This window comes from Marinomonas sp. KMM3893 (assembly GCF_004352855.1).
Classification (GTDB): domain Bacteria; phylum Pseudomonadota; class Gammaproteobacteria; order Pseudomonadales; family Marinomonadaceae; genus Marinomonas; species Marinomonas arenicola.
In genome coordinates this window covers 77645-104584 of the sequence record NZ_SJSC01000006.1, presented here as the reverse complement: position 1 = coordinate 104584, position 26940 = coordinate 77645, and the positions used below count along the sequence as shown (strand labels likewise).

25 protein-coding genes are annotated in these 26940 nt (G+C 43.3%); 8 read left to right on the top strand and 17 right to left on the bottom strand.

Annotation, left to right across the window (positions count from 1 at the left end):
• Positions 1–97 precede the first annotated feature (97 nt).
• A complete protein-coding gene (locus E0D71_RS14210; RefSeq protein WP_133003983.1) occupies positions 98–1888 on the top strand; it encodes a SulP family inorganic anion transporter in 1791 nt (596 codons plus the stop codon).
• Between the two features lie 167 nt (positions 1889–2055).
• On the opposite strand, the gene E0D71_RS14205 is transcribed toward E0D71_RS14210, so the two are convergent.
• Entirely contained in the window at positions 2056–3201 is a 1146-nt protein-coding gene (locus tag E0D71_RS14205; RefSeq protein ID WP_133003982.1) for a hypothetical protein, read from the bottom strand.
• A 2-nt stretch (positions 3202–3203) separates the two neighbouring features.
• Positions 3204–4445 carry a hypothetical protein gene (locus E0D71_RS14200; RefSeq protein ID WP_133003981.1) on the bottom strand — a complete coding sequence of 414 codons (1242 nt, stop codon included), beginning with the start codon at positions 4443–4445 and terminating at the stop codon, positions 3204–3206.
• Between the two features lie 171 nt (positions 4446–4616).
• Between E0D71_RS14200 and E0D71_RS14195 the strand changes: the two genes are divergently transcribed.
• Both E0D71_RS14195 and E0D71_RS14190 read left to right on the top strand, forming a co-directional pair.
• Positions 4617–5237: a TetR/AcrR family transcriptional regulator gene (locus tag E0D71_RS14195; protein ID WP_133003980.1), complete on the top strand. Its 621-nt coding sequence runs from the start codon at positions 4617–4619 to the stop codon at positions 5235–5237.
• A 194-nt stretch (positions 5238–5431) separates the two neighbouring features.
• On the top strand, positions 5432–6262 hold the full coding sequence (locus E0D71_RS14190) for a DUF4437 domain-containing protein (RefSeq protein ID WP_133003979.1): 831 nt from the start codon (positions 5432–5434) through the stop codon (positions 6260–6262).
• A gap of 103 nt (positions 6263–6365) precedes the next feature.
• Here the strand turns inward: E0D71_RS14190 and E0D71_RS14185 are convergent, their stop codons facing one another.
• Positions 6366–7163: an ABC transporter substrate-binding protein gene (locus E0D71_RS14185; RefSeq protein ID WP_133003978.1), complete on the bottom strand. Its 798-nt coding sequence runs from the start codon at positions 7161–7163 to the stop codon at positions 6366–6368.
• A 167-nt stretch (positions 7164–7330) separates the two neighbouring features.
• Here E0D71_RS14185 and E0D71_RS14180 point away from each other — a divergent pair, with 167 nt between their 5' ends.
• A complete protein-coding gene (locus tag E0D71_RS14180) occupies positions 7331–10255 on the top strand; it encodes an HD domain-containing phosphohydrolase (protein WP_165943011.1) in 2925 nt (974 codons plus the stop codon).
• 67 nt (positions 10256–10322) lie between these two features.
• On the opposite strand, the gene E0D71_RS14175 is transcribed toward E0D71_RS14180, so the two are convergent.
• Positions 10323–10748, bottom strand: coding sequence for a MarR family transcriptional regulator (locus tag E0D71_RS14175; protein WP_207923413.1), 426 nt, complete (start codon positions 10746–10748; stop codon positions 10323–10325).
• 101 nt (positions 10749–10849) lie between these two features.
• Between E0D71_RS14175 and E0D71_RS14170 the strand changes: the two genes are divergently transcribed.
• A complete protein-coding gene (locus E0D71_RS14170; protein ID WP_133003976.1) occupies positions 10850–11341 on the top strand; it encodes a DUF2798 domain-containing protein in 492 nt (163 codons plus the stop codon).
• Positions 11342–11431: 90 nt separating this feature from the next.
• Positions 11432–12289: an SDR family oxidoreductase gene (locus E0D71_RS14165; protein ID WP_133003975.1), complete on the top strand. Its 858-nt coding sequence runs from the start codon at positions 11432–11434 to the stop codon at positions 12287–12289.
• Between the two features lie 60 nt (positions 12290–12349).
• On the opposite strand, the gene E0D71_RS14160 is transcribed toward E0D71_RS14165, so the two are convergent.
• The 10 genes from E0D71_RS14160 to E0D71_RS14115 all read right to left on the bottom strand — a co-directional run bounded on the left by E0D71_RS14160 (position 12350) and on the right by E0D71_RS14115 (position 22366).
• Positions 12350–12787, bottom strand: a complete 438-nt coding sequence (locus E0D71_RS14160) for a thermonuclease family protein (RefSeq protein ID WP_133003974.1) — start codon at positions 12785–12787, stop codon at positions 12350–12352.
• A gap of 177 nt (positions 12788–12964) precedes the next feature.
• Positions 12965–13960, bottom strand: coding sequence for an ABC transporter substrate-binding protein (locus tag E0D71_RS14155; protein WP_133003973.1), 996 nt, complete (start codon positions 13958–13960; stop codon positions 12965–12967).
• Between the two features lie 203 nt (positions 13961–14163).
• Positions 14164–15642, bottom strand: a complete 1479-nt coding sequence (locus tag E0D71_RS14150) for a tripartite tricarboxylate transporter permease (protein ID WP_133003972.1) — start codon at positions 15640–15642, stop codon at positions 14164–14166.
• Between the two features lie 4 nt (positions 15643–15646).
• Positions 15647–16102, bottom strand: coding sequence for a tripartite tricarboxylate transporter TctB family protein (locus E0D71_RS14145; protein WP_133003971.1), 456 nt, complete (start codon positions 16100–16102; stop codon positions 15647–15649).
• Positions 16103–16162: 60 nt separating this feature from the next.
• Positions 16163–17083 carry a tripartite tricarboxylate transporter substrate binding protein gene (locus E0D71_RS14140; RefSeq protein WP_133003970.1) on the bottom strand — a complete coding sequence of 307 codons (921 nt, stop codon included), beginning with the start codon at positions 17081–17083 and terminating at the stop codon, positions 16163–16165.
• A gap of 71 nt (positions 17084–17154) precedes the next feature.
• Positions 17155–18594: an MmgE/PrpD family protein gene (locus E0D71_RS14135; protein WP_133003969.1), complete on the bottom strand. Its 1440-nt coding sequence runs from the start codon at positions 18592–18594 to the stop codon at positions 17155–17157.
• A 72-nt stretch (positions 18595–18666) separates the two neighbouring features.
• Entirely contained in the window at positions 18667–19332 is a 666-nt protein-coding gene (locus E0D71_RS14130; protein WP_133003968.1) for a GntR family transcriptional regulator, read from the bottom strand.
• Positions 19333–19710: 378 nt separating this feature from the next.
• On the bottom strand, positions 19711–20133 hold the full coding sequence (locus E0D71_RS14125; protein ID WP_165943010.1) for a universal stress protein: 423 nt from the start codon (positions 20131–20133) through the stop codon (positions 19711–19713).
• Between the two features lie 10 nt (positions 20134–20143).
• The gene (locus E0D71_RS14120) at positions 20144–21154 is read right to left on the bottom strand and encodes a YeiH family protein (protein ID WP_207923412.1); all 1011 of its coding nucleotides are present in this window, start codon (positions 21152–21154) and stop codon (positions 20144–20146) included.
• A gap of 222 nt (positions 21155–21376) precedes the next feature.
• Entirely contained in the window at positions 21377–22366 is a 990-nt protein-coding gene (locus E0D71_RS14115) for a zinc-dependent alcohol dehydrogenase family protein (protein WP_133003965.1), read from the bottom strand.
• A gap of 310 nt (positions 22367–22676) precedes the next feature.
• On the opposite strand from E0D71_RS14115, the gene E0D71_RS17460 reads away from it, so the two are divergent.
• Complete coding sequence (locus E0D71_RS17460) at positions 22677–22850, top strand: hypothetical protein (RefSeq protein WP_207923411.1); 174 nt, start codon at positions 22677–22679, stop codon at positions 22848–22850.
• A 325-nt stretch (positions 22851–23175) separates the two neighbouring features.
• Here E0D71_RS17460 and E0D71_RS14105 read toward each other — a convergent pair whose 3' ends face one another.
• The 3 genes from E0D71_RS14105 to E0D71_RS14095 all read right to left on the bottom strand — a co-directional run bounded on the left by E0D71_RS14105 (position 23176) and on the right by E0D71_RS14095 (position 25801).
• Complete coding sequence (locus E0D71_RS14105; protein ID WP_133003964.1) at positions 23176–23412, bottom strand: YdcH family protein; 237 nt, start codon at positions 23410–23412, stop codon at positions 23176–23178.
• Positions 23413–23543: 131 nt separating this feature from the next.
• Entirely contained in the window at positions 23544–24344 is an 801-nt protein-coding gene (locus tag E0D71_RS14100) for an SDR family NAD(P)-dependent oxidoreductase (RefSeq protein WP_133003963.1), read from the bottom strand.
• A gap of 296 nt (positions 24345–24640) precedes the next feature.
• Positions 24641–25801, bottom strand: a complete 1161-nt coding sequence (locus tag E0D71_RS14095) for an iron-containing alcohol dehydrogenase (RefSeq protein ID WP_133003962.1) — start codon at positions 25799–25801, stop codon at positions 24641–24643.
• Positions 25802–26027: 226 nt separating this feature from the next.
• Between E0D71_RS14095 and E0D71_RS14090 the strand changes: the two genes are divergently transcribed.
• Complete coding sequence (locus tag E0D71_RS14090; protein ID WP_133003961.1) at positions 26028–26921, top strand: AraC family transcriptional regulator; 894 nt, start codon at positions 26028–26030, stop codon at positions 26919–26921.
• Positions 26922–26940 lie beyond the last annotated feature (19 nt).

Below are 26940 nucleotides of genomic sequence, written 5' to 3'. Positions count from 1 at the left end.
TGTCACTCACAGGTCATTTATTCTTATTTTTTAACTCGTACACCAAAATAGGCGTGTTGTGCCTTTTATTGTGGGTTCGTGTTCATTGAGGAAATCTATGTTTGATTTAATTACTAGGCGGCGTGCCAATTTGAAAAATGATGTGCTAGCGGGCTTAACCGCTGTGCTCACGCTCATTCCAGAAGCCGTTGCCTTTACCTTTGTTGCTGGTATTGACCCTATGATGGGGTTATATGGTTCGTTTTTTATTGGCTTTATCACCGCTGTTTTTGGTGGGCGACCAGGCATGATCTCAGGAGCGGCAGGCTCTATGGCTGTCGTGACCACCGCCTTTATCATTATGTTTGGTCTGGAATATTTATTAGCCGCTGTGGTGTTAACCGGTATTCTGCAAGTGGTGTTTGGGGCCTTAAAAATGGGTAAGTTTATCCGTTTATTGCCGCATCCTGTGATGCTCGGGTTCGTTAATGGCTTGGCGATTGTGATCGGCATGGCTCAATTTGGCCAGTTCAAAGAAAACACCCATGTCGTTTATGACCAAACGCACGATATGTTTACCTATGCTGGGGATTGGATGCAACTTACCAGCCCTGCAATGTTAACCATGATGGGGCTTATTGCACTCACTATGGCCATTGTGTATTTCTTGCCGCGTTTCACTAAAGCGATACCAGCCCCTTTGGCAGCCATTGCCGTGTGTACCTTGTTAGTGACCTTTACACCGCTAGAGTCCAAGTTGGTTAGCCAAGTGGTATTGGATCAGCGAGTATCCATGACTGAGAAGGAGATAATCAATGAGCGTTTTGATGCTATTAAAGACCAAGCTCCTTACGGTGACTATGCTCAGTTAGCACAGGCGACGGCAGCGGACCGACCGACAATGTCTGAGATCAAGGCCAAATGGGCAGCAGATCAAGAGCGTATGGTTCGTGACGGCGAAAAGACAGACGTTGACCCGCTGGATGGTAGCTTAAAAGGCACACTACCAAGCTTGCATTTGCCTGATATTAGTTGGGATTTAACCGACTCCAACACTCGAAATGCTTTAGTGACGGTGTTTTTATTAGCCCTTATTTTATCCTCAGTGGGCTTAATAGAAACGCTAATGACTTTGTCATTGATCGATGAGATCACGCAAACCCGTGGTCATGGCAATCGTGAATCCATAGCACAAGGATCGGGTAATATTTTGAGTGGTCTTTTTGGTGGTATGTGTGGTTGTGCCATGATTGGCCAGAGTATGGTATGCCTAAACTCTGGCGGCCGTGGTCGTGCTTCAGGTATCGCGACGGCTATTTTTATGCTGATTTTTATTTTGTTCTTCCCAGGTTTGATCGAGATGATTCCAGTGGCCTCCTTGATAGGCGTCATGTTCATGGTGGTGATTGCGACATTTGAATGGTCATCTTTACGTTTGTTTGGACGAGTGCCTAAGTCTGAAATTTTCATTATTGTGGTGGTTTCAGCGGTGACAGTTGTACTTGATCTTGCTGTGGCAGTGGGCATAGGTATTGTGATATCTGCATTGGTGTACGCTTGGAACTCCGCTAAAGAAATCCGAGTAACCAGTGAGGAAGAAGCGGACGCAAAGATTTATCATCTAAAGGGCAACTTGTTTTTTGGTTCAATCACGTCATTTAAAGAAGGCTTTAATCCACATCAAGACCCAGTTAAGACCTATATTGATTTTAACCACGCACGTATTTGTGACCAATCAGGTATTGAAGCGGTGCATGGTCTTGGTGAACGCTACAAAGCCTTGAATAAAACCTTGTATTTGCGTCATTTGAGCCCTGAATCGGCGAAGTTGTTGCAAAAAGCAGGAGACTTGGTAGAGGTTAATATTGTGGAAGGCCTGCATACTCCTCTGGCACAGTCTGCAACTTAAGTAACAAGCGCTGTGCCTTAACACACACAGCGTTATTTAGACCGAGACGTATTTACTAACGAGTACTACAGGAAAAAACACTCTCACCAATCTGATTCTCCAATCTAATTACCCAAATATGGACATTCTTGATGGGTGAGGGTGTTATTTTGTTAAGGGCTATTTAGTCATTTAAGTAAGATGGAACGCTCAATGGAATCAATCTGATGGATTTTATCGCCCACTGGATGATCCATGACATCCTTGAAATTATTACCAGCCACATCTTCAAGTTTTGCATCCACTGACAACATAACTTGTTTTGTATGCCACTGTCTTTCAGGTGTGAATTGCCATGTTTGATGCTCTTCATCAAGGTCAATTTGACCTGAAATCTTATCCCCATCGGGTGTATATAAGGCTATTTTGGAGTGCAATAATTGGTAATCGAACAAACGATCCAGCTGAATGCGAAGTGGCTGTAAGGAGCCTCTTTTGGGAGCAGTAATCGTCCACTTTTTCACATCTGGTAGTGTTCTTAAAGCATTGGATATCTGATAAGAGTGAGAAAAACCAAGCAAAGTTTGGTTACCACTCGCCGTCGGCCAGCCCGCTTTCACGACAATTTTATATTTTTTTCCCGACTCTAAAGCTGGGCCTAACTCGAGGTTAGTCTCAACGCCGCGCTTGATCCTACCTGGATCCATTAATAGGGTTAATCGTTTTCTATCCGCGCTCCAAAGCTCTTGCTTAAACTTCATAAAAGCGGCGTTGTCTTCTTCGCCTGCAGCATTCACTAATTTAATATAGTTAAATGCCACATTGGGTTTCATCGCCTGAGTAAAATACAGATAAAAGCGTAGGGTGTTTTCAGGGATTCGAGAGGAACTGGGCTGGATTTGCGTTACTTTTGCCGTTTTAGGAACGGCTGCAGTAAGTTTGAACTCATATAAATGAGCCTGTAACCCTTGCTCTGAGGTTATTTCTTTCGTCTCTACGACGTACGATTGGCCTCTAACAAACTCAAAATAGGGCGTGAAATAGGCTCGCGTATCATCATGGTGATAGCGACCTGCAATTGGGTTTGATTGCTCACAACAAGTATCTTTGGTACCAACAAACACACTCAAATAGTCTGCAATATCACCGCTTATTGCATCTTTGGGTAGACGATTTAAGGCAATAGAAAGCGTTTGGCTTTCTGTTGTCGGTAAGCTTACTGAACCTTTTTGAGCCTCTGCGAGGGGGGCAACCACAGATAGTATTAGGATGAAAAGCAGAGTAGACATGGCGTTAGCCATGCCCACCATGCTAGTTGATCTAGCGTAGGTCATTATTATTCAGCCTGTTTTTTGTGCTCTTGCTGATACTGAGGGAAATCGTATTCGGCGACTAGGTTGTGCACGCGATTTGGGAAGAAGGTTGGGTTTGAATCCAAGTTTAAACCGCCTGTTTGCGTATCGCGAGTAATAGAAACGAAGTACTTGTCACTTAACAAGTCCATGTGCATGGATACCCCTTCAAACATCACCATTTCACCGACTGGTCCGTAAGGTAACACAGGCCCCAGATCCATTTTAGGTCCGCGAGCAAAGTCTTTGTCTGTGACGGTACGAGCATTATTCAAACCATCGACTGGGATAACTTGAGGAGAGCGGCTGTTATTGGTCACAAACAGCATCTTTTTTCCTTTGAAGGTGTATGGAATCATGTCGATAGGTTGACCGTTCCCCATATCACCAATGGTGTGCGCCGCGATTTTGGCACCGTCTTTAATGTCTGTTAAAGGAATTAATACGATTGGGCTACAGGTATAGGCCGCTACCATTTGGTCGACACCATCTACTTTTTGGATAGACATAGAGCGTATCGGAGCGCGAGTTTCATATTGATCGTGGGCAATATGATACATTTCAACGCTTGTGGTGTTTTGCGTGCCGGTGAATGGATATGGCATTTTGCGCAGTGTCGACAAGAAGTTGTCATAAGCAACACCGGACACATATAGCTGATGGTCATGGTACAAGATGTCCATAATTGCCAGCGAACTTAGTTTTACATCCCCTTTAGCAATGTCTTTTGCTGTTGGTGGCATTCCCATTAGGCCGCGCACTTGAAAGTTGGTTGTTTGATCTGGGTAATTGGCAAGTTTCTGTTCTGAAAACTTTAGCTTGTTCAGATCTACTAATTGAATGCTGTCGTCTTGTGCCACTTTAATAATCGCAGGTTTGGCAATTTGGTTGCCAATACGAGACACAGATATATACACATCATGTGTCACTGGGTGCACGGCCATGTCGTTTATTTCAATGGCGTTTTTACCAACACCTAACAAGTTGGCAATGCGCACGTCGATATCATCAATTTTGATTGGATGCACATCGTTGACGGCGGTTTTATTGTTTATTTCAAAAGCATAAATGGCACCATTAATATTGTCGCCGACAAAGAGAGTCCCTTGGTCTGAAAATTCCAGAGCGCCTGCAAATTTTAAGTCCAATGCCTTGCCTATACTTGCTGAGCTACCGACAGCACCTAACAGTGCAAGCGTCAGTGGAAGTGTTTTTCGAAAATCCATAGTGAAACCCTTTTAAGTGTATGTAATAAGTAAGTGAATCTGCGCCTAGTAATCTATTTCTAAGTCGTTACTGAGTAATTTAGTCGTGGGAGTAAATAACTGTCTATTCTGGACTGATCGGTTCATAATTGACATTCTGTACTGAGCGTTTCAAAATGTCAAGATTGTAAAATGACAACTGAGGTAAAAATGAGTGTAGGAAGAAATCGGGGCTTTGACCTAGAACATGCGGTCGAAGCAGCAATGTATACGTTTTGGCGGCAAGGTTTTCATGGCACCTCACTCAGTGATTTAACAGAAGCAATGGGGATCAATAAGTCCAGTCTCTATGGCACCTTTAAAAACAAAGAATCACTATTTATTGAGACGGTGAATCATTATGCCCGCCTATATGGACAACCTAACCGACAACGTTTGCTCAATGCATCAGCCCAAAATACTGCTGAAAAGTTACAACCTTATTTATTTAATATCGCCGATAGAATTACTGACACAAGATGCCCAGCAGGGTGCTTTATAACTAATAGTACCTGTGAAGTGAACGAAGGAAGCTTGCCAGAAGAAGCCATTGCAGCGGTGGAATCTCTTAATCGAAACAGTATCAAGATGCTAGCGCAGTTTTTTGAAGCAGAGATTGCCAATGGCAACTTAGAAAATAAAATGTCGCCTCAATCCTACGCGAACTACATCCAAACTATGCAATATGGACTAGGGGTAATGGCAAAAAATCGTCAGACTATCCAAGTGTTAAAGCAGGTCATCGAGCTTGGTCTTGCGGCGTTTCGTAAATAGTCTTTGTGGTCGCTTGTTCCAGCACTTTTTTGGCTAAACCTTAACCATTAGGAACAAGAAGGTACTTTTTTCAAAAAGTTCCCAGCGTATTATCAAAAAACGCTTAACAATCTTTCTCTGTTTGCCATCTTTTTCAAATTAATCAAAAGGCTAAGATGGTCGTGTTTAAATTACTTAACAGAGAGTTACCCTTTATGAAATTAGTTAAAGCCACATTAACCCTTGCTCTAATGGGCATTTTTTCTTCCGCCTACGCTGATGAGATACCATCACATTCTCAATTGGTTACTGCCAATGAGGTTAATTGGGGCTATTTAAACCCATTACGTGGTGATCAAAGCCCAGGCGCAACCGACCTTTGGGGAGATCGTACCAAAGATATGGAAACGGGTATGTTAGTGAAGTTTCAAAAAGGTTTTACCTCGCCACCGCACATTCATAACATTACTTACCGTGCGATTGTTATTGAGGGTTTAATGCATAACGATGACCCAAAAGCGGAAGAGATGTGGATGCCAGCAGGGTCGTTTTGGACTCAGCCAGCCGGTGAGACACATGTTACAGCGGCAGAAGGCCAAGATAACATGATCTATTTAGAGATCGACAGAGGTCCTTACCTGGTACAGCCTGCTGATGAGCATTTCGATAACGGTGAAAAACCATTGAACCTAGCGGAATCAAACATTGTTTGGCTGGATAAATCTGACGTTAAATCAATCCACGGTAAAAATGTAGAAATAAGCTCTTTGTGGGGCAGTAATAAAGTCGGCAAGCTAGGTGGCTCTATGGTGAAATTACCCGCTGGCTATCAAGGCAAAATTGACGTTAATGCAAAAGAGTTTCGTGCGGTTGTGATCAAGGGTGACGTGAGCTACCAATCGGCAGAAACAAAACAAAAGAAAGAACTGGCGCCAGGCAGTTACTTTGGTTCAACAGGGAAATTTGAACATGGTATTTCTGTTTCAAGTACTGGTGCGACTATCTATATTCGCACCAATGGCAAATACGACATCACGTCAAACTAATATAGTTGTTTATCGTTTGATTGGTAAGTGAGCCTGAATACAAAGTTGGTTTAAAGAAAAATGGAACCGAACTGGTTCCATTTTTCGGGAGAAAGGGCTGATTTTAGTGTGGATCTGCTCCTAACATAGCGGCTGCCTCATTGGTGGATACGTAATTTTCCATAATAGTTTGCAGTCTTCCGTCTAAGCGTAAGGTTTCCATTACTCTAAGCCAGTTGGCCACTTGCGGGCTTGAGAAACGGTGTTTGCCCAGCATTAACGAAACAGTTGTTGGTGTAGCTGGGGAGACATCAATAATGTTTATTGGGAAGGGTTCTTTTCCTTCTGCAAAGAAAAAACGGTAAATTTGCGGCAGGCTCAATACCGCATCTACCTCTTCGTTTAATAACGCTTTGACGGTTTCTCCATAATCCGCATAAAGACGTACCATTCCGAGTGCCGCCATCTCAGATAAATGGTAATTAAAATAACTTCCGTAGCCACTGCCTAGCGCTTTTGCGATGCTGGCCCCTTCGATATTTTTCAATTGTTCTAGATTCGCTACAGCGGGGAGTCTATTTGCATTGGTTAAGAGTAAGAACTTGATTTCATAGTAGGGAATAAACCAGGCAAAAGACTCTCGAAGAGGCTCCCGAGTGACGCTAGGAACAAGGTCTATTTTTCCTTGCTTTACTAGGCCAAAAGCATCTGCTCTGGCAATGGGGATTAGCTGAAATTCACAATGGGTTATCTTGCTTAATACTCTAAGAAGGTCTGGGTCTATCCCGCGTCCGTCCTGATACATCACTCCAGATTGGGTAACGCCAACAGAAATAACGCCATCATCGCACCCAAATTGATCCGCCGATGCGGGTGAGATTAATGCCCAGAATAAGGTGAAAACCAGAACTTTTGAGCGCATAGAGAAGCCTTCAAAAATGCAAAAAATAATTAATAGTAATGCACATTAGGATTAAAACGTCAGAAATATTTGGTTTTTTTGTGCATTTCAAGCAAAAAAATGACTTAATACTAACACTTACATATTGCACATGCCTTGAGCACGAAAATCAAAGGGATTGTTTTCTCATGCCACACCGCAAACCAAAAAAGTTTCTTGTTTCCGTACAAACCTTGCTTATTGCGGCTAGCGTTACGCTTGCAATTGCCATTACGAGTACCGTTTCAGTGCTTGGCTATAAAGGCGTCAATAATGCTTTAACGGCGGCGCTCGAAGAGCAGTTTGATACGATTGGGGTGATGGTCCGTGAGCGAATTCGAAGATTAACCGAACCGGTTCAATCGCAACTCAGCATATTGATCCATGATCAAATGACGGTTGCGTCCGATCTAAGTACTCGTCTGTCCAGGTTGCCCGTGTTGGCTGAAGCGCTTAAAAGCAACCCCACCATTCGCAATATCTACGTCGGCTACGCGAATGGAGAGTTTTTTCTCGTCAGAAAAATAGACAACAATGACATGCGTTCGATGTTTCATCTAAAGGATGCCACGAGATACTTGGTTCAAACGATTACGTTAGATGTGAATGGCAACCGGGTCGGGGAATATCGATTGTACGATGCAAACCTTCGTTTGCAGGCGGTGCGCCCAAAGCCAGACTATATTTATGACCCTCGTGAGCGGCCTTGGTTTCAGTCCAGTGAAGGCGATAAAAATTCAGTCACCAGTGGTCCATACACCTTTTTTACCACAGGAGAAATTGGGGTCACCATATCGCAACGATCCGTGAGCGCTTCTTCTGTTGTCGGATTTGATGCCACCGTCGATCAGCTTGCATCCGAAGTACAAAACCTGCGATTGACGCCAGACTCTGAAATTGCCATCACAGAAAGTGATGGCACCTTGATCGCGTATTCTGATCTGTCTCAATTAATCGAGAAAGATTCTGCGGGTACGATAGTTCGCAAAAACATATCCAATTTAAGCTCCTCCACCTTAAGTACTGCTGCTCGTGAGATAGGACTGTCTGGGCCATACAGCCATGGCATGGTGGAATCAGAGGGAAGGGAGTGGGTTGTTTCCAGCAGGTCGTTAGATTTTGGGACGGGGACAGAAGTGCGTCTATTGCTTGCGGTGCCGGCAGACAATTTATTCGCCACAACACGTAAGATCATTCGAGACCAAGGCATGGTGATCTTAATCATTATTGGTCTGTTTATACCGTTTGGCATTCTGATAATCCGCCAAATTACCAAACCGTTAAGCCAGTTATCTAAAGATGTGCAAAAATTGGCTTCTTTCGATTTTACTCAACCTATTACCGTAAGCTCTAGGGTAAAGGAGGCGTCTGAATTAGCCGACACGGTTGATCGATTGAGGGTCACTGTTTCTCGTTTTCTTGATATCAACAGAACGATCGCGGCAGAAGAAGACTTCAACACACTCTTGGTTAAATTGCTGGATGAGATCATCGCCACCACGGAAACCCAAGCAGGGGTGCTTTACTTAACCGATAGTGAAGGTGGGTCGCTGGTGTCATTTGCATCCCGAATTGCGAGTGAAAAACACGTTGACGTCAACATTCCTCCTATCCAGCTGTCATTAGACGACTCATTAATTGTGCGCGCCGTCGAACATAAAGCCGCACAGAATATTAAGGTGTCCTATGCAGAGCTTGAACAAATGGGCTTAGGTGAGCTGAGCCAAGCTTTAGAGACTCCGCCATCCTATTTATTGGCCACGCCGTTATTTAACAGAACAAACGAACTCGTCGGTGTCATATTGCTTTTCGAACAAGAGAGCATAGACCCGGCGCTAATGCGATTCACTGAGGCCTTGTCTGGTTCAGCGGCGGTGTCGGTGGAAGCTCGACGACTGATTGCCGCCCAGCGAGACCTCTTTGAGAGTTTTATTCAGCTTATAGCGGGGGCCATCGATGCGAAAAGCCCATACACTGGCGGGCATTGTGCTCGTGTCCCAGAGCTGACCAAATTGCTGGCAAACGCCGCGAATGACGCCAAAGAAGGACCATTTGCAAACTTCAGTTTATCTCGAGATAACTGGGAAGCGATTCACGTCGCGGCTTGGTTGCACGACTGTGGCAAAATCACTACCCCTGAATTTGTGATCGATAAAGCCACGAAACTGGAAACCATTTACGACCGAATTCATGAGATTCGCATGCGAGTAGAAGTGATCAAGCGTGAGACAGAGATTCAATTTTTGCGCAGTACACTGGATAAGAACGCCATTGTGGTTGACGACGCGGCGTTGCATGAAACGCTGGCTCAACTGGATGATGACTTTGCATTTGTGGCCAAGTTGAATCAAGGAGGAGAGTATTTGGATGAAAGCAAACAAGGCCGCATGGACAGCATTGCGCAAAAAACCTGGACTCGAACCCTCGACGATCGTATTGGCATTTCCCATGAAGAACTAGAAAGGAAAAATAGAACAGCAGCTCCCACATTGCCGGTCAAAGAGCCATTACTTGCTGACCGGCCAGAACATCTTTTTGAGCGACCTGACTCAGAAAAATTACCAGAAGGTAATCCATGGGGGTTCAAAATGGATGTGCCTGAATTTCTTTACAATCGAGGGGAACTGCACAATCTCTCAATTCAGCGTGGCACGTTGACACCAGAAGACCGTTACAAGATCAATGAGCACATTGTTCAAACCATAAAAATGCTGGATAAGTTGCCGTTTCCGAAGCATTTAAAGTCTGTGCCTGAACTTGCTGGTGGCCATCACGAAAAAATGGATGGAACTGGGTATCCTAAACGGTTAACCCGAGATGACATGTCGCCCGTTTCTCGAATGATGGCCGTAGCCGACATATTTGAAGCACTGACAGCAGTAGATAGACCCTACAAAAAAGGTAAAAAACTGTCCGAAGCCATTAAAATCATGTCTTCTATGGTAACCAACCAGCATATCGACCCTGATATCTTCCGGTTGTTTTTAGAATCGAAGGCTTATCTGGTTTACGCTCAAGAATACATGAACCCAGATCAGATTGATGACGTGCCAATTGCTGATTATCTTTCGTGACATGATTGACACCATTGTCTAGGTCATCTCGTTACTAGATCGAGAATGATCAGACAGGCACTTGTGATTAGCCAGTAAGATTGCGAGTAAGTTGTTTGGTAACTTGCTGAAAGCCCTCTAATGTCTCCTCTGACATGCCGTTCGACATCATCTTGAAGATGGTCTTTTCAATGCCTTTTATTTGCTTTAGCAAATGCAAACCTTTCTCGGTAAGACGCAGACATTGACTGCGTTTGTCGTCAGGATTGTTTTCTTTAGTGATTAAATCGTCTTTGATGAGCGCGTTCAGCAAACGGGTTATTTGAGCTTTATCGCGCTGTAAGAAGCTGGCTACCTCGCTGGCTGTGCAAGACCCTTTGTCATTAATGATGCTGATGGTACGTATGTGCATCGCGGTAATATTTAAGCCAAGCTCCTCAATGTGTCGATGCATTTGTTGTTTCAGTGCGTGCACCAGGTGGAATAGGTTTTCTAGTGATGTGTTAGTAGGCAATCTAAGCTCTCTCTTGGAATTAGTTGACTTTATCAATCATGTGTATATTATGGTTGATATTATCAATCACTTATCTATTGAATTCAAGGTTGGGTTTTAAAATGACCATTAAAACGATTGCATCCGCTCCAGAATTAGAACAAAAGAAAACCCCTTTATTGCATAAAATCGCCCTTGTTTTAGGGGTAATGACCCTTATAGGTGGTTCTTTAACCGGCATCATGACGTATCGAAATATTGGCTTTACCGACACTTTTTTCTTAAGCTGGTTAACCTCATTTATAACCGCGCTGTTTACCGTGATGCCAGCAGGGTTTATTTTGATGGCCTTGGTCACTAAGCTGGTAGAAAAGCTCACTCCCAAAATGCGGGAGAACAAACGCAATTTGATCGTTGGCGTTGGCATGGCGTGTGTCATGGAATCTTTTATGGCGTTCAGCACAGCGGCTAACAATATTGGCTTTCATGACCTTTCTGCATTTTATCATGGCTGGTTAAATGGATTATTGGCGGCGTTGCCGGTGGCGTTAACCTTGTCGACTGTCATTACAATGACAATAAAACCGAAAATAGAGCGTTTTTTGCGCAGCTAATAGCGCTTCGTAAGCAAATGAACAAGCAAGATGAGTAAACTAAAATACACTTTTACAAAGACTGATTATCAGCAAAACAGGGGAAAGAAAATGAAAATTGCCGTTACCGCAGCCAGTGGCCAGTTAGGCGCAGCCATTGTTAACGCCTTGTTATCCTTAACATCGAAAGAGAATATTATTGCTTTGGCAAGAACGCCTGAAAAAGCACAACACTTGGGCGTGGAAGTACGACCAGGGGATTACAATGACTTGGCACAACTCGAAGCATCACTGCAATCGGTTGACACCTTGTTGCTTGTTTCTGGTATGGACGCACCTGATAAACGCATAGGTCAGCATAGAAATGTGATCGCTGCAGCAAAGAAGGCTGGAGTAACAAAAATCGTTTACACCAGTGTGCAGGGAGCAGAAGAAAATACCGCGTTTTCACCCGTGATTCAAAGCAATCGTCAGACCGAGCAAGATGTGCGTGAAAGTGGTTTAGAATGGGTGATTGGCCGTAATGGCATTTATATTGAGCCAGACATTGAATACATCGAAAACTACAAAAAAGCGGGCAGTATTTTTAACTGTGCTGGGGAAGGCAAGTGTGGTTATACCACCCGCGGTGAATTGGCCTACGCTTATGCAAAAATGCTGCTAGAAGATAAACACAAGGGTCACACCTATAACCTCAATGGTGAATCGATTACCCAATCCCAATTGGTGGACTTTATGAACGAGGCGTTTGATGCCAACTTGGTGTATCAAGCGATGACGGTTGAAGCGTTTAAAGAGAACCGAATTGCCGAGCTAGGGGATTTTCTTGGTACTGTGATAGCGGGCATTTACCAAGGTATTTTAGAAGGTAAATCTGATAACCCTAGTCAATTCGCCGCCGCGGCAGGGCGAGAGCACATTCGCTGGGAAGATTACTTTTCCAAGCTAAAAGCTGAGTACAAGCACTAACCGCTGTCTTCTTTAGCTTAATGCCGTCGCTTAACATAAACACCTGTCGACCAAGATGGGCTACAGGTGTTTATCTTTCGTATTGGTTGAACACCATCCGTCTCTATGGCCACCATCATAAGGGCGAGCCAATCCTAAGGAAATCAACTCTTTTGAGAGTGACTTTCCATCCACGTAAACATCGGCAATCAAGCGAAAGTACTTACCGCGCTTCATGCCTCTTAGTTCTATTAAATGCCCCTTCTTTAAAAACGCTCTTGTAAAGTCCCGAGCCATTTTGGCTTGCAACTTCTCGCTTGGGCATTTGCCACGGATTTCGGCGGCGTCGACGCCATTCACTCGAATCGACATGTTTTTGCCAATGATCTGTGGCCAACTATCAATGTCGACTCGAAAGGTGTCGGCGTCGTATACAGATATAATGCGATCTACTACGATCGATTGGGCATACACGAATGGTGTAAACAGCAGCCCAAATAAGATCAAAACGCGGGTCATCTCTTGTTACCTCAAAGAGTATTAGCACGTCCTGTGCTGAGCTTATTTTCGTTCAAGTAGGTGAGTTAACACCTTAATATTTCGGCTATTTTAGCGTATTTGCTGAGTCAGTGATAATAAAAAGCCTGAGTGGCTTTTACGCTACTCAGGCTTTAATGATGTTTGTCTAATCGGATTTTATAACGCGTTTTCTACCTTTTCGGCGGTGTCAGCCGACACCCACGCTTTCCAAATTTCTGGATACGTTTCTAAAAAGTAATACATGGCGGTTTCTTCATCCGCTTGATTGTCTTCCATCCAGGCCAATAACTTGCTCATCTGTGGGTTAGTAAAACCACGTTTTTCAAAGTAAGCGTAGGCCAAAGGTTCTTTTTGGGCGAAAGCTTCTGTGGTGATGGTGTATACCGGAGAAGGTGGGTACATGGTCACTTTTGGTGATTGGCAATTTGGCTGCGTGGTGCAATTGCGGTATTCCTCTACGTCCGCACCGGTGCCGAAATCCACTTTGACCATAGGGTATTTGCCCAATACCGGTGTGGGTGACCAGTAATAGCCAAACCAAGGTTGGTGGCGTTCGTAAGCTCGAGAAATGCTGCCTGCTAATCCCGCACCGGAACCTGGGTCGACCATATCAAAACCGTAATCAGCCAGTTTTAGAGCATTAAAAAGGTGCTCTGCGGTAATTTGGCAAGTCCAGCCAGCAGGGCAGCTATAAAACGCGTGTTTGGTTTCACTTTCTGGGTGTTTGAATAGCGCTGCGTGCTTGATCACACCTTCAATGGTTGCCATTTCAGGGTACTGTTTGACAAGATAAGCAGGAACCCAAAAACCTTCTTCACCGCCATTTATTAATGCTTTTCCGGCATAGCGCAAACGCTTATCAGCGACGCCCTTGTCTAAGGCTTCTTTGACACTGTTGGTCCAAAGCTCAGGCGCCACATCGGGCTGGCCTTTCTCGATCATTGAGATGCCAGTAGGCACGCTGTCACCAGGAATCAGTTCGGCATCACATTGATATCCATTGTTAAGAATAAATTGATCAATATGCGCAATCAAACTCGCGGAATTCCAGTTCATGTCCGCTATGGTAAAAGAACCACAGCTTGCGGCGCTGGCATTGACAGAAAAAGCAGACACTAGCATGGCTGGTAGAAGTGAAGGAAGAATCTTCATTAGGCTGGATTCCTTAATAGTGGACAGAAAACTAAGTATATACAAAAGCCATAATAAGAAGGAACACAATCTGTGCAATTTAGTTGAGGCTACCCTTGCTCTTTCTTCTGTTTATGGATGACAGAAGAAAGAGTCAGGATACTTTTAGGAGGGAGGTTTTTACCTAGGCCAGACGATTCGTTGGAAGCATGTCATAGCCAATATTAGCTTTTTACCTTGGCGAGACGATTGAATAAAACCGGGCTCAGCAAAGAGAGTACAGCAAATAAAAGCAAGACTGCGCTAATAGGATGAGTCACAAAGATGGAGAAATCACCTTCTGAAATCATTAATGAGCGACGGAAGTTTTCTTCTAATATACCACCCAGAACCAAAGCCAATATGATTGGCGAAACAGGGTAATGAAACTTCTTCAGCAAATAACCTAATAAGCCAAAGCTTAGCATTACCCAAACGTCAACAATGCTGTTGTTATAGCTGTAAGAACCTACAACTGAGATAGAAGCGATGACTGGCAGCAATAATGCTTTTGGCGCTGAAATCACTTTTATCCAAACTGGCACCCCAATTAATCCGAAAAATAACTGTGCTAAACAGGCAACAAATAACCCTGCAAAAATCCCATACACTATGTTGCCATTAGTCTGGAACAATAAAGGGCCAGGCTGAATGTCATGTAGCATGAGTGCGCCAATAAGCACTGCGGCCGTTCCTGAACCGGGAATACCCAAAGTAAGAAGTGGTACTAAAGAGCCGCCGACCACGGCGTTATTACCGGATTCTGGAGCGGCGACGCCTTCTAAGCAGCCTTTACCAAATTGATCTTTTTTCTTGGAAAACCGTTTTACTTCGTTGTAGCAAATAAAAGACGCAATGGTGGCACCCGCACCTGGCAATACTCCAATAATGGAGCCCAGAATAGAGGAGTGTAAATAAACTTTCCACATGCATAATAGTTGACGGATTTTTGGCATCGCAAAAGATAATGCAATGGCTCTACTTTTGGCCGTGGCTTTATCAATATCAGTAAATACCGAAGCCATTGCGAATAAACCAATCAGTGCTGGAATAAAACCAAGCCCATCCATTAGCTTAGGCACACCAAAAGTGAAGCGCTCTTCACCGCTAAAAGGGTCTAAGCCAATGGTCTTTAAAAAGAGGCCAATAAACATGACAATAAAGCCTTTTTTAAGGTTGTCACTGGCAAGACTGGAAATAATAGCGAGACCAAAAACGGCTAATGCGAAGTATTCTGGCGCGCCAAACGATAAGGCGACATTGGCCAATGGTTCGGAAAAACAAAACAGAATAATAGCGCCTATCATGCCTCCAATACTGGAAGCGACCACAGATGTGGTGAGGGCAAGGCCAGGCTTACCTTGTTTGGTTAGCTCGTAACCATCGAGCATGGTCGCCGCGGCCGCAGGCGTGCCAGGTACACCAATCGCAATGGCGGTAATAGATCCACCGTATTCACCTGCTAAATAAACAGAAACGAGCAGCACAATACTAACCACTGGGTCCATGCCAAAGGTAAATGGCACCATTAATGCTACTGCGGTTGATGCACTTAAACCGGGTAACACACCACAAATAATACCGATTAAGACACCAGCGACGATGGCGAAAAGGGCAGGGAAGGTGGCAATGGTTGAAAAGCCTAACAGTAAATTATCAATCATTGTCTTATGCTCCTAAAAAGCCAGCGGGTAATGGGATGTTAAGTACTAATTTGAAAATCCCATACAATACTGCGGTAACAAAAATAACGCTGATGGCAATGGCTAGATACTGACGGTAACCAGCAAGAAGTGGGAGGATAAAAAGTACTAATGGCGTTAGTAAGAAATAACCGACCTTATCAAGCAGATAAATGTATACGGCAATTAATAAGATGGAAAGTAACCCTTTAATAGGAAAGGAAACTGGCTTCTCATCGCCTTTTTTAGGAAAGACAAATTGCAGTATGGCAATAAAAATAAAGGCGCCCAATATAACTCTTGGGTAAGTCGCCGTTGCTAATTCACCTGTTCCTGGGGTGTCAGATATTTTTCCGATCATATAGAAAAATATAACTGCGATAGCGATAAGCAGTAATGTAAAAATACGATCATGGTGAAATATTTTTATTTTATTATTCATGGGGTTCTCCTCGGTAAAATAACAAAGGAAGAGGAAGACCTCTTCCTTACAGAACAAAAATTATTTTTTTGTTTGCTGTGCTACATATTCACCGAATTTATCACTGCCAATATAGCCAGAAAGCATGTTCGAACTATTAAGAAACTTCTTAAATTCTGGTTCTTCTAATACTTTTTGGATCATATTATCAAGCTTTTTAATTGCTTCATCGGGTACATCTTTAGAAGCCATGACACCACGCCAATGAACCGTCACGTTGTTGATATCTTGCTCTTTCAGCGTAGGAATATCATCAAATGGGCTGAATCTATCTTCTGTTGTGACTGCTAATGCTTTAAGTTTTCCCGCCTGAAAACTGGTCATCATTTCGCTTGGGTTCGCGATAGCCACATCAATGTGCCCTCCTAATACAGCCACTACAGGCTCTTTTCCGCCTTTATAAGGAATATAGTTAAGATTAATGTTAGAAATCTTTTCTATGTCATGAACTAACCCTTCATCTACTGATTGAGTACTGTATCCTCCGACTTTAATTTTGTTTGGGTTATTTTTAGCGTATGTGACTAATTCTGACATTGTACTAAAAGGACTGTCTTCTTTTACAACAATAACAAAGGGGTCTTGTACCACGCGGCTAATATACTTAAAGCTATCAATAGCAATGGATCCACCTGTTGGTTTTAAGCGCTTAGTCATGCTGCGAGTATTTGTCATGATGACATAACCATCGGCTTTCTGATTAAGCACATAACTCATTGCAACTTTACCTTTACCGCCTTTTTTATTAACCACTACAATAGGCTGGCCAATATATTTTTCACCCAATTTGGCAATATAGCGTGCCATTAAATCATGGCCAGATCCCGGGCTAGACCAACACACTAATGTAATTGGTTTTTCTGGGTAAGCAGCCATTGCTGGCGTTATAGTTAAAGCTGAAACAGCAAAAGTACATACGGCTATCATTTTTTTAAGTAACATCGTTTTATACCTCTTATATTTATTCTAGTTTTAGATGTTTTATTGAATTTTAAATTTCCTATCCTGACTCATTAGTATCCAGTCTGAATGGATTTAGCGAGAGTCGATACGTCTTCTAGCTCAAGTAGATTCCATGCTCTTGAAATTATCTTGCTCGTTGCGCTGCTATCTAAAACACCTTCACAACAGCTGCGAACTTTATCTTCTAATTCAGCATCGGTTAGTGGGTTTTCAGGTCCGCCACGATAGCGCTCGTCTGCCATTTCGCTGATTTTAGTGCCATCTTTAAGTTGAATTTCGATTCTAGAGCGCATCTTATCGAAGCCTTTCGCCTCTATTTCTGCGTCAAAACGTGTTTCGATAGCCCGTTGCATAGCCTGCATGGCATCACTTTGTACAAAATCATCTTCAAATTCGATTTTGCCTGCTTTGCCGTTAATCGCGACCATAGCGAGTACTGCTGGTAATGAGAATTTTGCCTCAAGGTGATTGCTAGCAATCGGGTAACGGATTGGGTTGAGGATATTCGAACCAGCGTAAACAGTAACTTTTTCAATTTTTTCTGCGCTTAGCTGGTTTTCTTTGACAAGCTTCACCATTAAATCAATGGTCGGATGGGTTAAAACGCCGCATGGGTAAGGTTTAATGCTAATGCCTGGCTCAGCAATAGACCAAGGTTTGCCAAAGGTTTCATTCGCGACTTTATCCATGCTTACGCCACCGCCAAGCACAGCAAAAAATCCCCATGGACCATCTAGTGCAGACTTGTCTGCAGTGAAACCTTTTTCTGCCATTAATGCGGCAGTAATACCGTTTTCAGCTGCTCGACCCACATGCAAGGGTTTGGTCATGGTGCCGAAATTACAACGGATGCCGGCGGCAAAACTAGCAGCCAAACCTAAACCATGGAGTAACTTATCACCGCTTAAATTCAACAGTTTTGCGGCGGTAGCAAAAGCACCAAAAGTGCCCACTGTACCGCTTGAATGAAAGCCGCGTTTGTAATGTTGTGAGAACATCCATTCAGACAGTTTTGATTCGACCTCAAAGCCTGTAAGAAATGCCAAGATAAACTCTTTGCCTGAAATATTGCCAAGCTTTTGAGACATAACCATTGCTGACGTAAGTGGTGGAATAGTCGGGTGAGTGAGCAAACCATAAACATGGTCAGGGTCAAGACTAACTTGGGAATCATCCCAATCGTGTGCATGGCCTGCGGTTCCTAATACGCGAGCAGCAAGAGGTGCTGGCACTGCTTTATCGCCATAACCGAGCAGTAGAGCATCCGAAATGCCACCGGTTTCATCCGCTAACGCGGCTTGAATAGTCGCGGTTTCATGATCACTTCCTGCTACATACAAACCTAAACCATCTAGAACACAGCGGGTACCAATGCGGATCGCTTCTTCTGGTATCTGATCATAAGTTACTTGTTCAATGAAATTAGCCGCAGCCTTGGTGATAGTTGAGTCACTTGGCACGTCAACAAATGGGTTTTGCTGAATAGTCATTTTCTTCTCCTTTAGTCGTCTGTCGCCTGTCGACAGACTAATGAATCAAAAATTTTTTTATTTTATCGCTCATTAGTGCTGTAGGTTTTTCTTGGCTTCTTCTACATGCTGCCGTGACAGAAGCGCAGCTTGATGAGGATCTTTTGCTTTGATTGCTTGGAATATTTTCTCGTGTTCTGCAAATGATGCTCGTAAACGTTCAGTCTCAGCTAGGTTTTTTCTACGAAACAAAGACAACTTTTTATAAATCACTTGGTACATGTTAAACAGAGATTTATTTTGTGAGGCGGCCATGATGGTTTGATGAAAATCTAAGTTAGCGGCAAAATATTCTGGTGCATCGCCATTTTGTGAGAGGGTTTCCATTCTCATCACCAGTTGTTGAAGTTGTTCTATTTCATCGTCACTTGCTAAAACAGCGGCTTTTTCCGCGGCGAGGGCGTCTAACATGCCTCGTACTTCGTAAAGGTCTACAGCTTCACCATAATCCACCTGACAAACAAAAGTCCCTTTACCGACACGGTTTTCAACCATACCATATTGGGCCATATGGCGGCAGGCTTCACGAATAGGCGCTCTGCTGATGTTAAGTGACGCAGATAAAGCGCTTTCGTTTATTCTCTCTCCAGGAGCAATTTGACCTGAAAGAATCATCTTTTCGAGCTGTTCTTCAACCGTCTTACTCAATGATTGTTTCTTAAGGTTGTTTAGCTCGTCAGTAAATGAATTATCGTTCATATGTTTTGCATCTATCGTTAGTCGTCTGTCGACAGGTTATATCTGTTAATTTTATTTGTAAACCCTATTTCTTCCTTATTTTTGGCTTTTTGATTTTCAAAACGATTTGGGGCGGGCAGGCATCTAGATAAAAGTCTTGTGTCCGTTTGTTATTTTTCGCTTTATCTCGAGTAGATGTCACAAATAAAATAAAATAAAAAAGATAAATATAATTTTTTATTCTCTTTTAGGTCGTCATTTGTTTGGTGTTATATAGTGGTAATGGCTCAAATCGAGATGGTCTGCTATTGGCGTGCAAGAGAGAGGCTTAGCTAAGATCAGCCCTAACCTATGAAGGCGAGGGCTGATCTCATATCGACTAGGAGGCACTCAAGGAGTTCAGAGTCGTAGCAAGTTTACATCACAAGGCATGTCCCGAATGATGGGCTCTGAAATTGACATAAATGTTTGCCGTAAAAGCGAAGACTTATGATGACCAAGTACTACCAGGTCAATGTTATCTTGCTTAATGACCTGTAGGATTTCATCATCAATTTCTCCCCCGGTAACATAGTATTTATCGACATCAAGCTTGTTATTGTCAAATAGGCTGCGCATTGCACGTATCGACTCATGCTGTAAACGCTCTTCAAAACCTGCTTCATTAATCGCAAAAATGCCATCATATGTACCCAAGAAGCTTTGATCCACATGAATAACTTGCAATTTTGCCTGATGGATTTTTGCTAATTTAGAGGCTTTCTCTAGTAGAGATTGAGACTCTATGGATAGGTCAATAGCGACAAGTATTTGCTGGTACATAATAAGCTCCTTAATGAAATAAATGCGCGACCGCGGTGGTGATGCCATAGCCACCAAAGATCAACCAGGTAAACAGAATGACGGCTAAAATAATCGGTTTGATACCCACACCACGGATCTTTGTCAGATTGGTGTCTATCCCCAATGCTCCCATGGCCATGGTGAGTAAAAAGACAGAACTTTGTGTTAACCAATGAACTATTTCTTGCGGAATAATATCGAGAGAGTTAATGCCAGACGCGACCACAAAAAAGACCGCAAACCAAGGGATTGTGATTTTCGTTTTCTCGCTAATAACCCCTTCTTTCACAGCACTTCGTGATAAATAGACGCTTAATGCAATAAGAAAGGGCGCCAGCATCATCACGCGAGTCAGTTTCACAATGACAGAAGTCACCGCTATATCGCTGTTCATGGCGTTTCCCGCAGCAACCACTTGAGCGACTTCATGCACTGTGGCCCCCGTATAAATGCCCATTAGCCTTGGGTCAATATGGAAAAGATGGAAGATGGCGGGGTAAACAAACATGGCGAGAGTGCCAAAAATAACCACAGTTGCCACCGCAACAGCGGTTTGATGAGGTTTGGCTTTCACCACTGGCTCAGCAGCCAAGATGGCCGCGGCGCCACAAATAGAAGACCCTGTCGCCGTCAACATACTGATTTCACGGTCAAGCCCTAATACTTTCATGCCAATAAAAGTACCGCCGATGAAGGTGGTCACAATAATGATGGCATCCGTTACTAGCCCAGGTAGGCCCACTTCAATAATTTGCTGAAAGGTTATAAAGAACCCATAAAAAATAATGCCCAATCTAAGCAGTTTTTGTTGGCTAAATTTGATACCAGGTAGCGCGCTTTTAGGGATACGCTTTTGAAAAAGATTGCCCAACACCATGCCCATTAAAATACAGATCACCAGTGAGCTTATTTGGTAATGCTTAATGACGTTCAAGTTGGCTATTTGAAAAGAAACAAGGCTCATAACCAGCATGACGACTAAACCACTTAAATACTTCATATCAACTCCTGTCGTAGGTAATGAGTCAATTATTATCAATATGGTTATATTCATATATCTTGTAATTATTAACAGGCGTTTGGTTTTTCTAAACGATAGAGGGGGAGAGTGCTTTATTTCCAGTTTTTGCGTCATCAAAACACAAAAGAGACCAAAATCAACATTATGATTTTGGTCTCTTTTTTCAGTAACAGAGTGCTTTTGGGAATATGAAGGAAGCTATCAAATGTCGATCACGACTTTGCCGATGACTTTTCGGCTTGCCAAACGGTCATGTGCTTTACCAGCATCTTCTAAGCTGAAAGTCTGTGTATCTAGGATTGGTGTCAACTTGCCTTCGTCTACAATTTTCGCCAGCTGAGTCAGAATGTGTTGATGCTCTTCGCGTTTATGATTATGCAGCATAGGAATCAACATAAAGACAACGTGTAGCGACAAACCTTTGAAATGCGCTGCGGTTAAATCTAGGTTCAGTAGAGAGACAGTCGTTGCGATATTGGCATTCAGAGCCGCGGCTTCAAAAGAAGCGTTAAGGTTTTCGCCACCAACTGAGTCAAACACCAGTTCAAAGCCTACACCGTCAGTATGTTTTGCAACATAGTCAGCCACGCTTTCTTGCTTATAATTGATCGCTGTGCCGCCTAGTTTTTCAATGACAGCAACTTGCTCATCGTCACTGATGGTCGCGAATACATTGCCACCGAAATAATTAGCAAGTTGTACTGCAATATGACCAACACCGCCGGCACCACCGTGCACAAGTACATTTTGGCCAGGTTGAATACCCGCTCTGATTAGGCCTTCATAGGCAGTAATGCCAACCAGTGGTAAAGCCGCTGCTTCACGCATAGAAATACTTTTTGGCTTGTGAGCCACAAGTTTTGCATCGGCCAATATATATTCTGCAAGGGCGCCTTGTAACTCGCCAAGCCCACCGGCACAACCAAAAACATCATCGCCCACAGCAAAGCCAGTCACATTAGCGCCAACGGCTTCCACAGTACCAGCAAAATCCATTCCTAATACACCTGGTAGTTGAGGTGCTAGGGGGCCAAGGTCAGTACCCATCTGGCGAATCATCATGTCTACAGTATTTACGCTGCTTGCAACAACCTTGATCACTAGGTGGCCTTCCGTTACTTCTGGTTTTGCTAGGTCTGCTGCCTGAAAAACGCTGCTATCGCCAAATTCCTTGATTGTCATTGCTTTCATCGTAAACACCTCTTGTTAATTTGTGATTAAAGTATATTTACAGAAATTATTCTTGATAATATGCTATTTCATACAATCACTTTTTAGATTTCATTGATAATGAAGGTAGGCCACTTAAAATTATTTGGTCGTATTTCAGCTACTCATAATATTGGCTTAGCGGGTGAAGATTTAAATTTATCTCCTGCAGTGTTTAGCTCTTACATGAACAAGTTAGAATAAACCTTGGCGGTGAAATTAATCCATCGCACAACTAGAAAGGTGTCTCTTACGGAAGAGGGGCACTATAACGCCCCAAGGGACACTTCGCTTGACCGCCCCTGCGCCTTTTTCACGTATGCATATCATACCGGCGCTGAAAGAGTTTTCCGACATCTACCCAGATTTGAAAATCGATTTTATTATGAGCGATAGCGTAGTTGATTTGGTTAAAGGCGGATTTGATATCGCGATTCGCAACGCCTCTTTAAATGACTCACCCTAGTCGCCCGTAAGCTTGCGACAGATAAGCGAGTGCTCTGCGCGTCCCCTTCCGTAAGCTTGCGACAGATAAGCGAGTGCTCTGCGCGTCCCCTTAAGATTTGCTTAACCACCAGTTTATTAATTTATCGAGTTTGGATTATTGGCTCTTTTAGATGCCAGAAGGTGAGAGAAAATCAGAGTGCAGGGGGGATTTTGGCGGCGTACCCTATTGGGAAACAATGCTAAATAGTAATATCTAACCTCATCAGAAATAAAAAAGAGCCAACATAACATCGTCATGCTTGCTCTTTTTATGGTTATTTTTAAGGAATCTTTTTAGGCATTAATTACGCTTGCAGGCGTTGATAGATTTCGTCTTTAAGAACTGCTCTATCATGTTTTAATTGATGCATGTCTTCGTCGTCGATTGGCGCATTATCCAGTTCAAGAGTACGTATTTCTTGATCCAATGCGTGGTAGCGACGAGCACTTTCGGCAAATGCGGAATCTGTTTTATTAAGCTCGGATATTTTCTCTTTGTGTTCTGGAAACTCGATTACAATAGCGTGATCTTCACCTAACATACTTTTCTCCTTGTTATATTTACAGCTAGCGACACGAATCACTTTTACCATAGCTCGTGACTCATGGAATTGCGAATTATCTGCTAACAGAGTCAGTAATATTGTGACTCTGAAGGCTTAACTTGTGCCGTTTATACGACTTTTTTATTTGCTAAGATTTTATCAATCGCTAGACTGATTTCCGCATTTTTTTGAGCATCCAGAGCGTCTGGATGCGGGTCGCTAAACTGGCCAATGTCATTATCAAAGTAAAGGCCTGATGCGTTAGCAAACTCGTCTGATAATGCCGCTTTGGTCAGAATATCAGCACCATCTTGTAGGTTGCCTCCACTAACACCATAAGCCTCTTTCACCATTTTGCTACCTAAAAAGGATTTAGGGTTTACCGCTACAATAATAGGGCCTTGTGCCCCTAGTGTGGTGGCTAAATGACGAGACCACATGGTCAACGCCAATTTACTTTTAGCGTATACCATGCCATCAACTAGCTGACTGGGAGCCGATAATTCGGCCGCCATCACAGGCGCTTGTGCAGCAGATGATAAATTCACCACACGACTGCTTGGCGTTAATATAGGTAACAATTCTTTAGTCAGTAAATATGGAGCAATGGTGTTAACCATGTAGCGAACATCCAAGCCGTCTTCAGTAATGACTACCGGTACCATATATACGCCAGCGTTATTAATAATAACATCAAGTTTTGTATGATTTTGACGTATTTGTGAAGCCAGTGAATAAACCTCTTCTAAGCGTGATAAGTCTGCTTGATAAGTTTCTAAGTTTGGGTCTGATAAATGCGCTTTTGCTGAGTCAAGCTTGCCGGCGCTGCGACCATGAAGCAGTACTGTATGGCCTTGTGCTAGTAGGGATTTAGCCGTAGCAAAGCCAATTCCATCGGTAGAGCCGGTAATCAATATGGTTTTCTTCATGGTAATACTCCTAACATAAAAGTGATCTAACGATGCATAGGGTGATGAGATAACAGCGGCAGATTGTAGCTTGCCTTATTCTCTACTGCACCTTCGATACTTAGTATAATAATAGTATAAGCAGGTCTTGATAATGATGGTTAAAACGAAAGCTGTTTTTAGTTTTTATTTATAATGATTTGATTTTTTTATCCAGCTTTGTCTAATAATTAACAAAAGAAGAGAGGGTCATGGAGGAAGACAAAAAGGTCAGCATAAGCTGACCTTTAGTAAGTATGTGCTTGGATTGTGCTAAATTACTTAGCCGCTACCAAAATCTTACGAACGATATCAAGCGTTAAATCACCACTTTCAGACAATGCTGTCATGCCAACGTTTTCTAAGTTCGCGATCACTTTATCAATGCCAGCATCATCAATACCGTAATGAGTTAGGTTCGTTACGATATCTAATGAGTTAAAGAAGGCTTCTGTTTTGTTAATTGCCGCTTCGATTTTTTCATCATCAGTCCCTTCTGTGATGTCCCACACACGCTCTGCAAACTGAAGCAATTTAGCGTGTTTTTTCGCTTTGCGTTCGCGCAATAGAGAAGGCAACACAATGGTCAGGGTACGACCATGAGCAATACCGAACAAGGCCGTCAATTCGTGGCCAATCATGTGTGTAGACCAGTCTTGTGGTACGCCGGCACCAATCGCGCCATTTAGAGCATTAGTAGCAGACCAGATGAAGTTTTTACGAGCGTCTAAATCATCGTTGTCACGGTAGGTTACAGGGCCCACTTCAATCAATGTTTTTAGAATGCCTTCACTGGTACGGTCTTGAATTCGCGCGTCCACAGGAACGGTTAAGTATTGCTCTAAAACGTGAATAAAGGCATCAACAACACCATTCGCGATTTGTTCTTTCGGCAAGGTTTTTGTTAAGTCAGGGTCCAATAATGAGAACTTAGGAAAAGCCAAAGGTGACATGAATGGGCGCTTTTGACCTTCTAATGTAATCACGCCGCCCATGTTCATTTCAGAGCCTGTTGCTGGCAATGTCGCGACACAGCCAAGAGGCAAAATGTCTGTAACAGGAACCGGAGCAAAGCCGTGAGACAGTAGGCCTGCGTAATCTTCAGGCGCGGCTTTTGCGGCAAGGCCGATGAATTTTGTGCCGTCCATTACCGAACCGCCGCCGACAGCAAGAAGAAAATCTACCTTCTCTTGTTTGGCAATGTTCGCCGCTTTAATCAGTGTGTCAAATTGAGGGTTGGCTTCGATGCCGCCAAACTCAATGATGTCACGAGAAGCCAAAGCAGTACGAACGGCATCAATGGTGCCGTATTTTTTAGCGCTCTGACCACCGAAGGTAATCATAACTTTGGCATCCGCTGGAATAAGGCTGTTTAGTTCAGCGATGCGGTTCTGTCCAAAGACGATGCGAGTCGGGTTGTAATAATCAAAATCAAGCATAGGTTTCCTCGTATGCGATATAGTTACCAAATTTGTCATGCACTATAGTATTAATATAATTGTTTTCATATCCACAAACCGCTAAAAAACATGCATAATCGTACACTCCCTGATATTTGCACGGATGGGTGAGTGTTCTTTCTTAAATGCTCCTTGAATCCTATCGATTGTTTGCATACTAGAACCTTATCTTTCTTTAAACCGCTCAATAGGCCATCTAACAGCAATGATGAAAGTCGTACGATCAAACCAAATGGATGAGTTTAATCAGTTGATTAAACAAAATGTTCATCACGAAGGATTCACTGAAATGCACATCGAGGGTGTGGGTGTGGTGCAATGGCACCGTGCGCAACAAATGTCGCCCTTTTTGTATGAGCCTATTATTTGCATGATGGGCCAAGGTGAAAAAATTTGCCGGATTGGCGACGCTGCTTTTGTGTATCAAGGGGGCGATTTTTTCATCAATTTTTTGCCCATACCCGTGTACGCCGAGGTGACGAAAGCCTCCGCCGAGGTGCCATTTCAATCGGCGGTGATGAGCATCAATTTAATAAAATTGGCCGATATGATTGTGCGCATTGAGCGCCAAGAGATGAGTTTGCGAAAAGCCGTGCCAGAAACGGCGTCCTGTGTGGTTGTAGGTAAAGCCAATGGCGATCTGGTTGAATTGTTTTCACGATTGTTGAAGGTCGCATCGGACCCATTGGAATCCGCCATTTTGGGGGAATCTGTTATTGACGAAATCTACTACCGATTACTCACTGGTGAACACGGTTACGCCTTGCGTCAATTATTGCATCAATATGGCAATATACAGCCTGTGTCACGGGCAGTGAATCACATCCATAACAATGTCAACAAGATCATCAAGGTGGATGAGTTGGCGTCCATTGCCAATATGAGTAAAACGTCTTTTTTTAACGCGTTTAAAAAGCTCATGCATGTTTCACCCATGCAATACATCAAATCCATTAAGCTACAGAAAGCACAGGCGTTGTTGATTCAAGGCATACAAGCAAACGAAGCCAGTTACCAAGTTGGCTATAACAGCTTTTCTCAATTTAGTCGGGAATATAAGCGGTTTTTTGGTTTTCCACCGTCGCAAACCGCCAGTTAGAAGCCGTATTGTTGGGCAG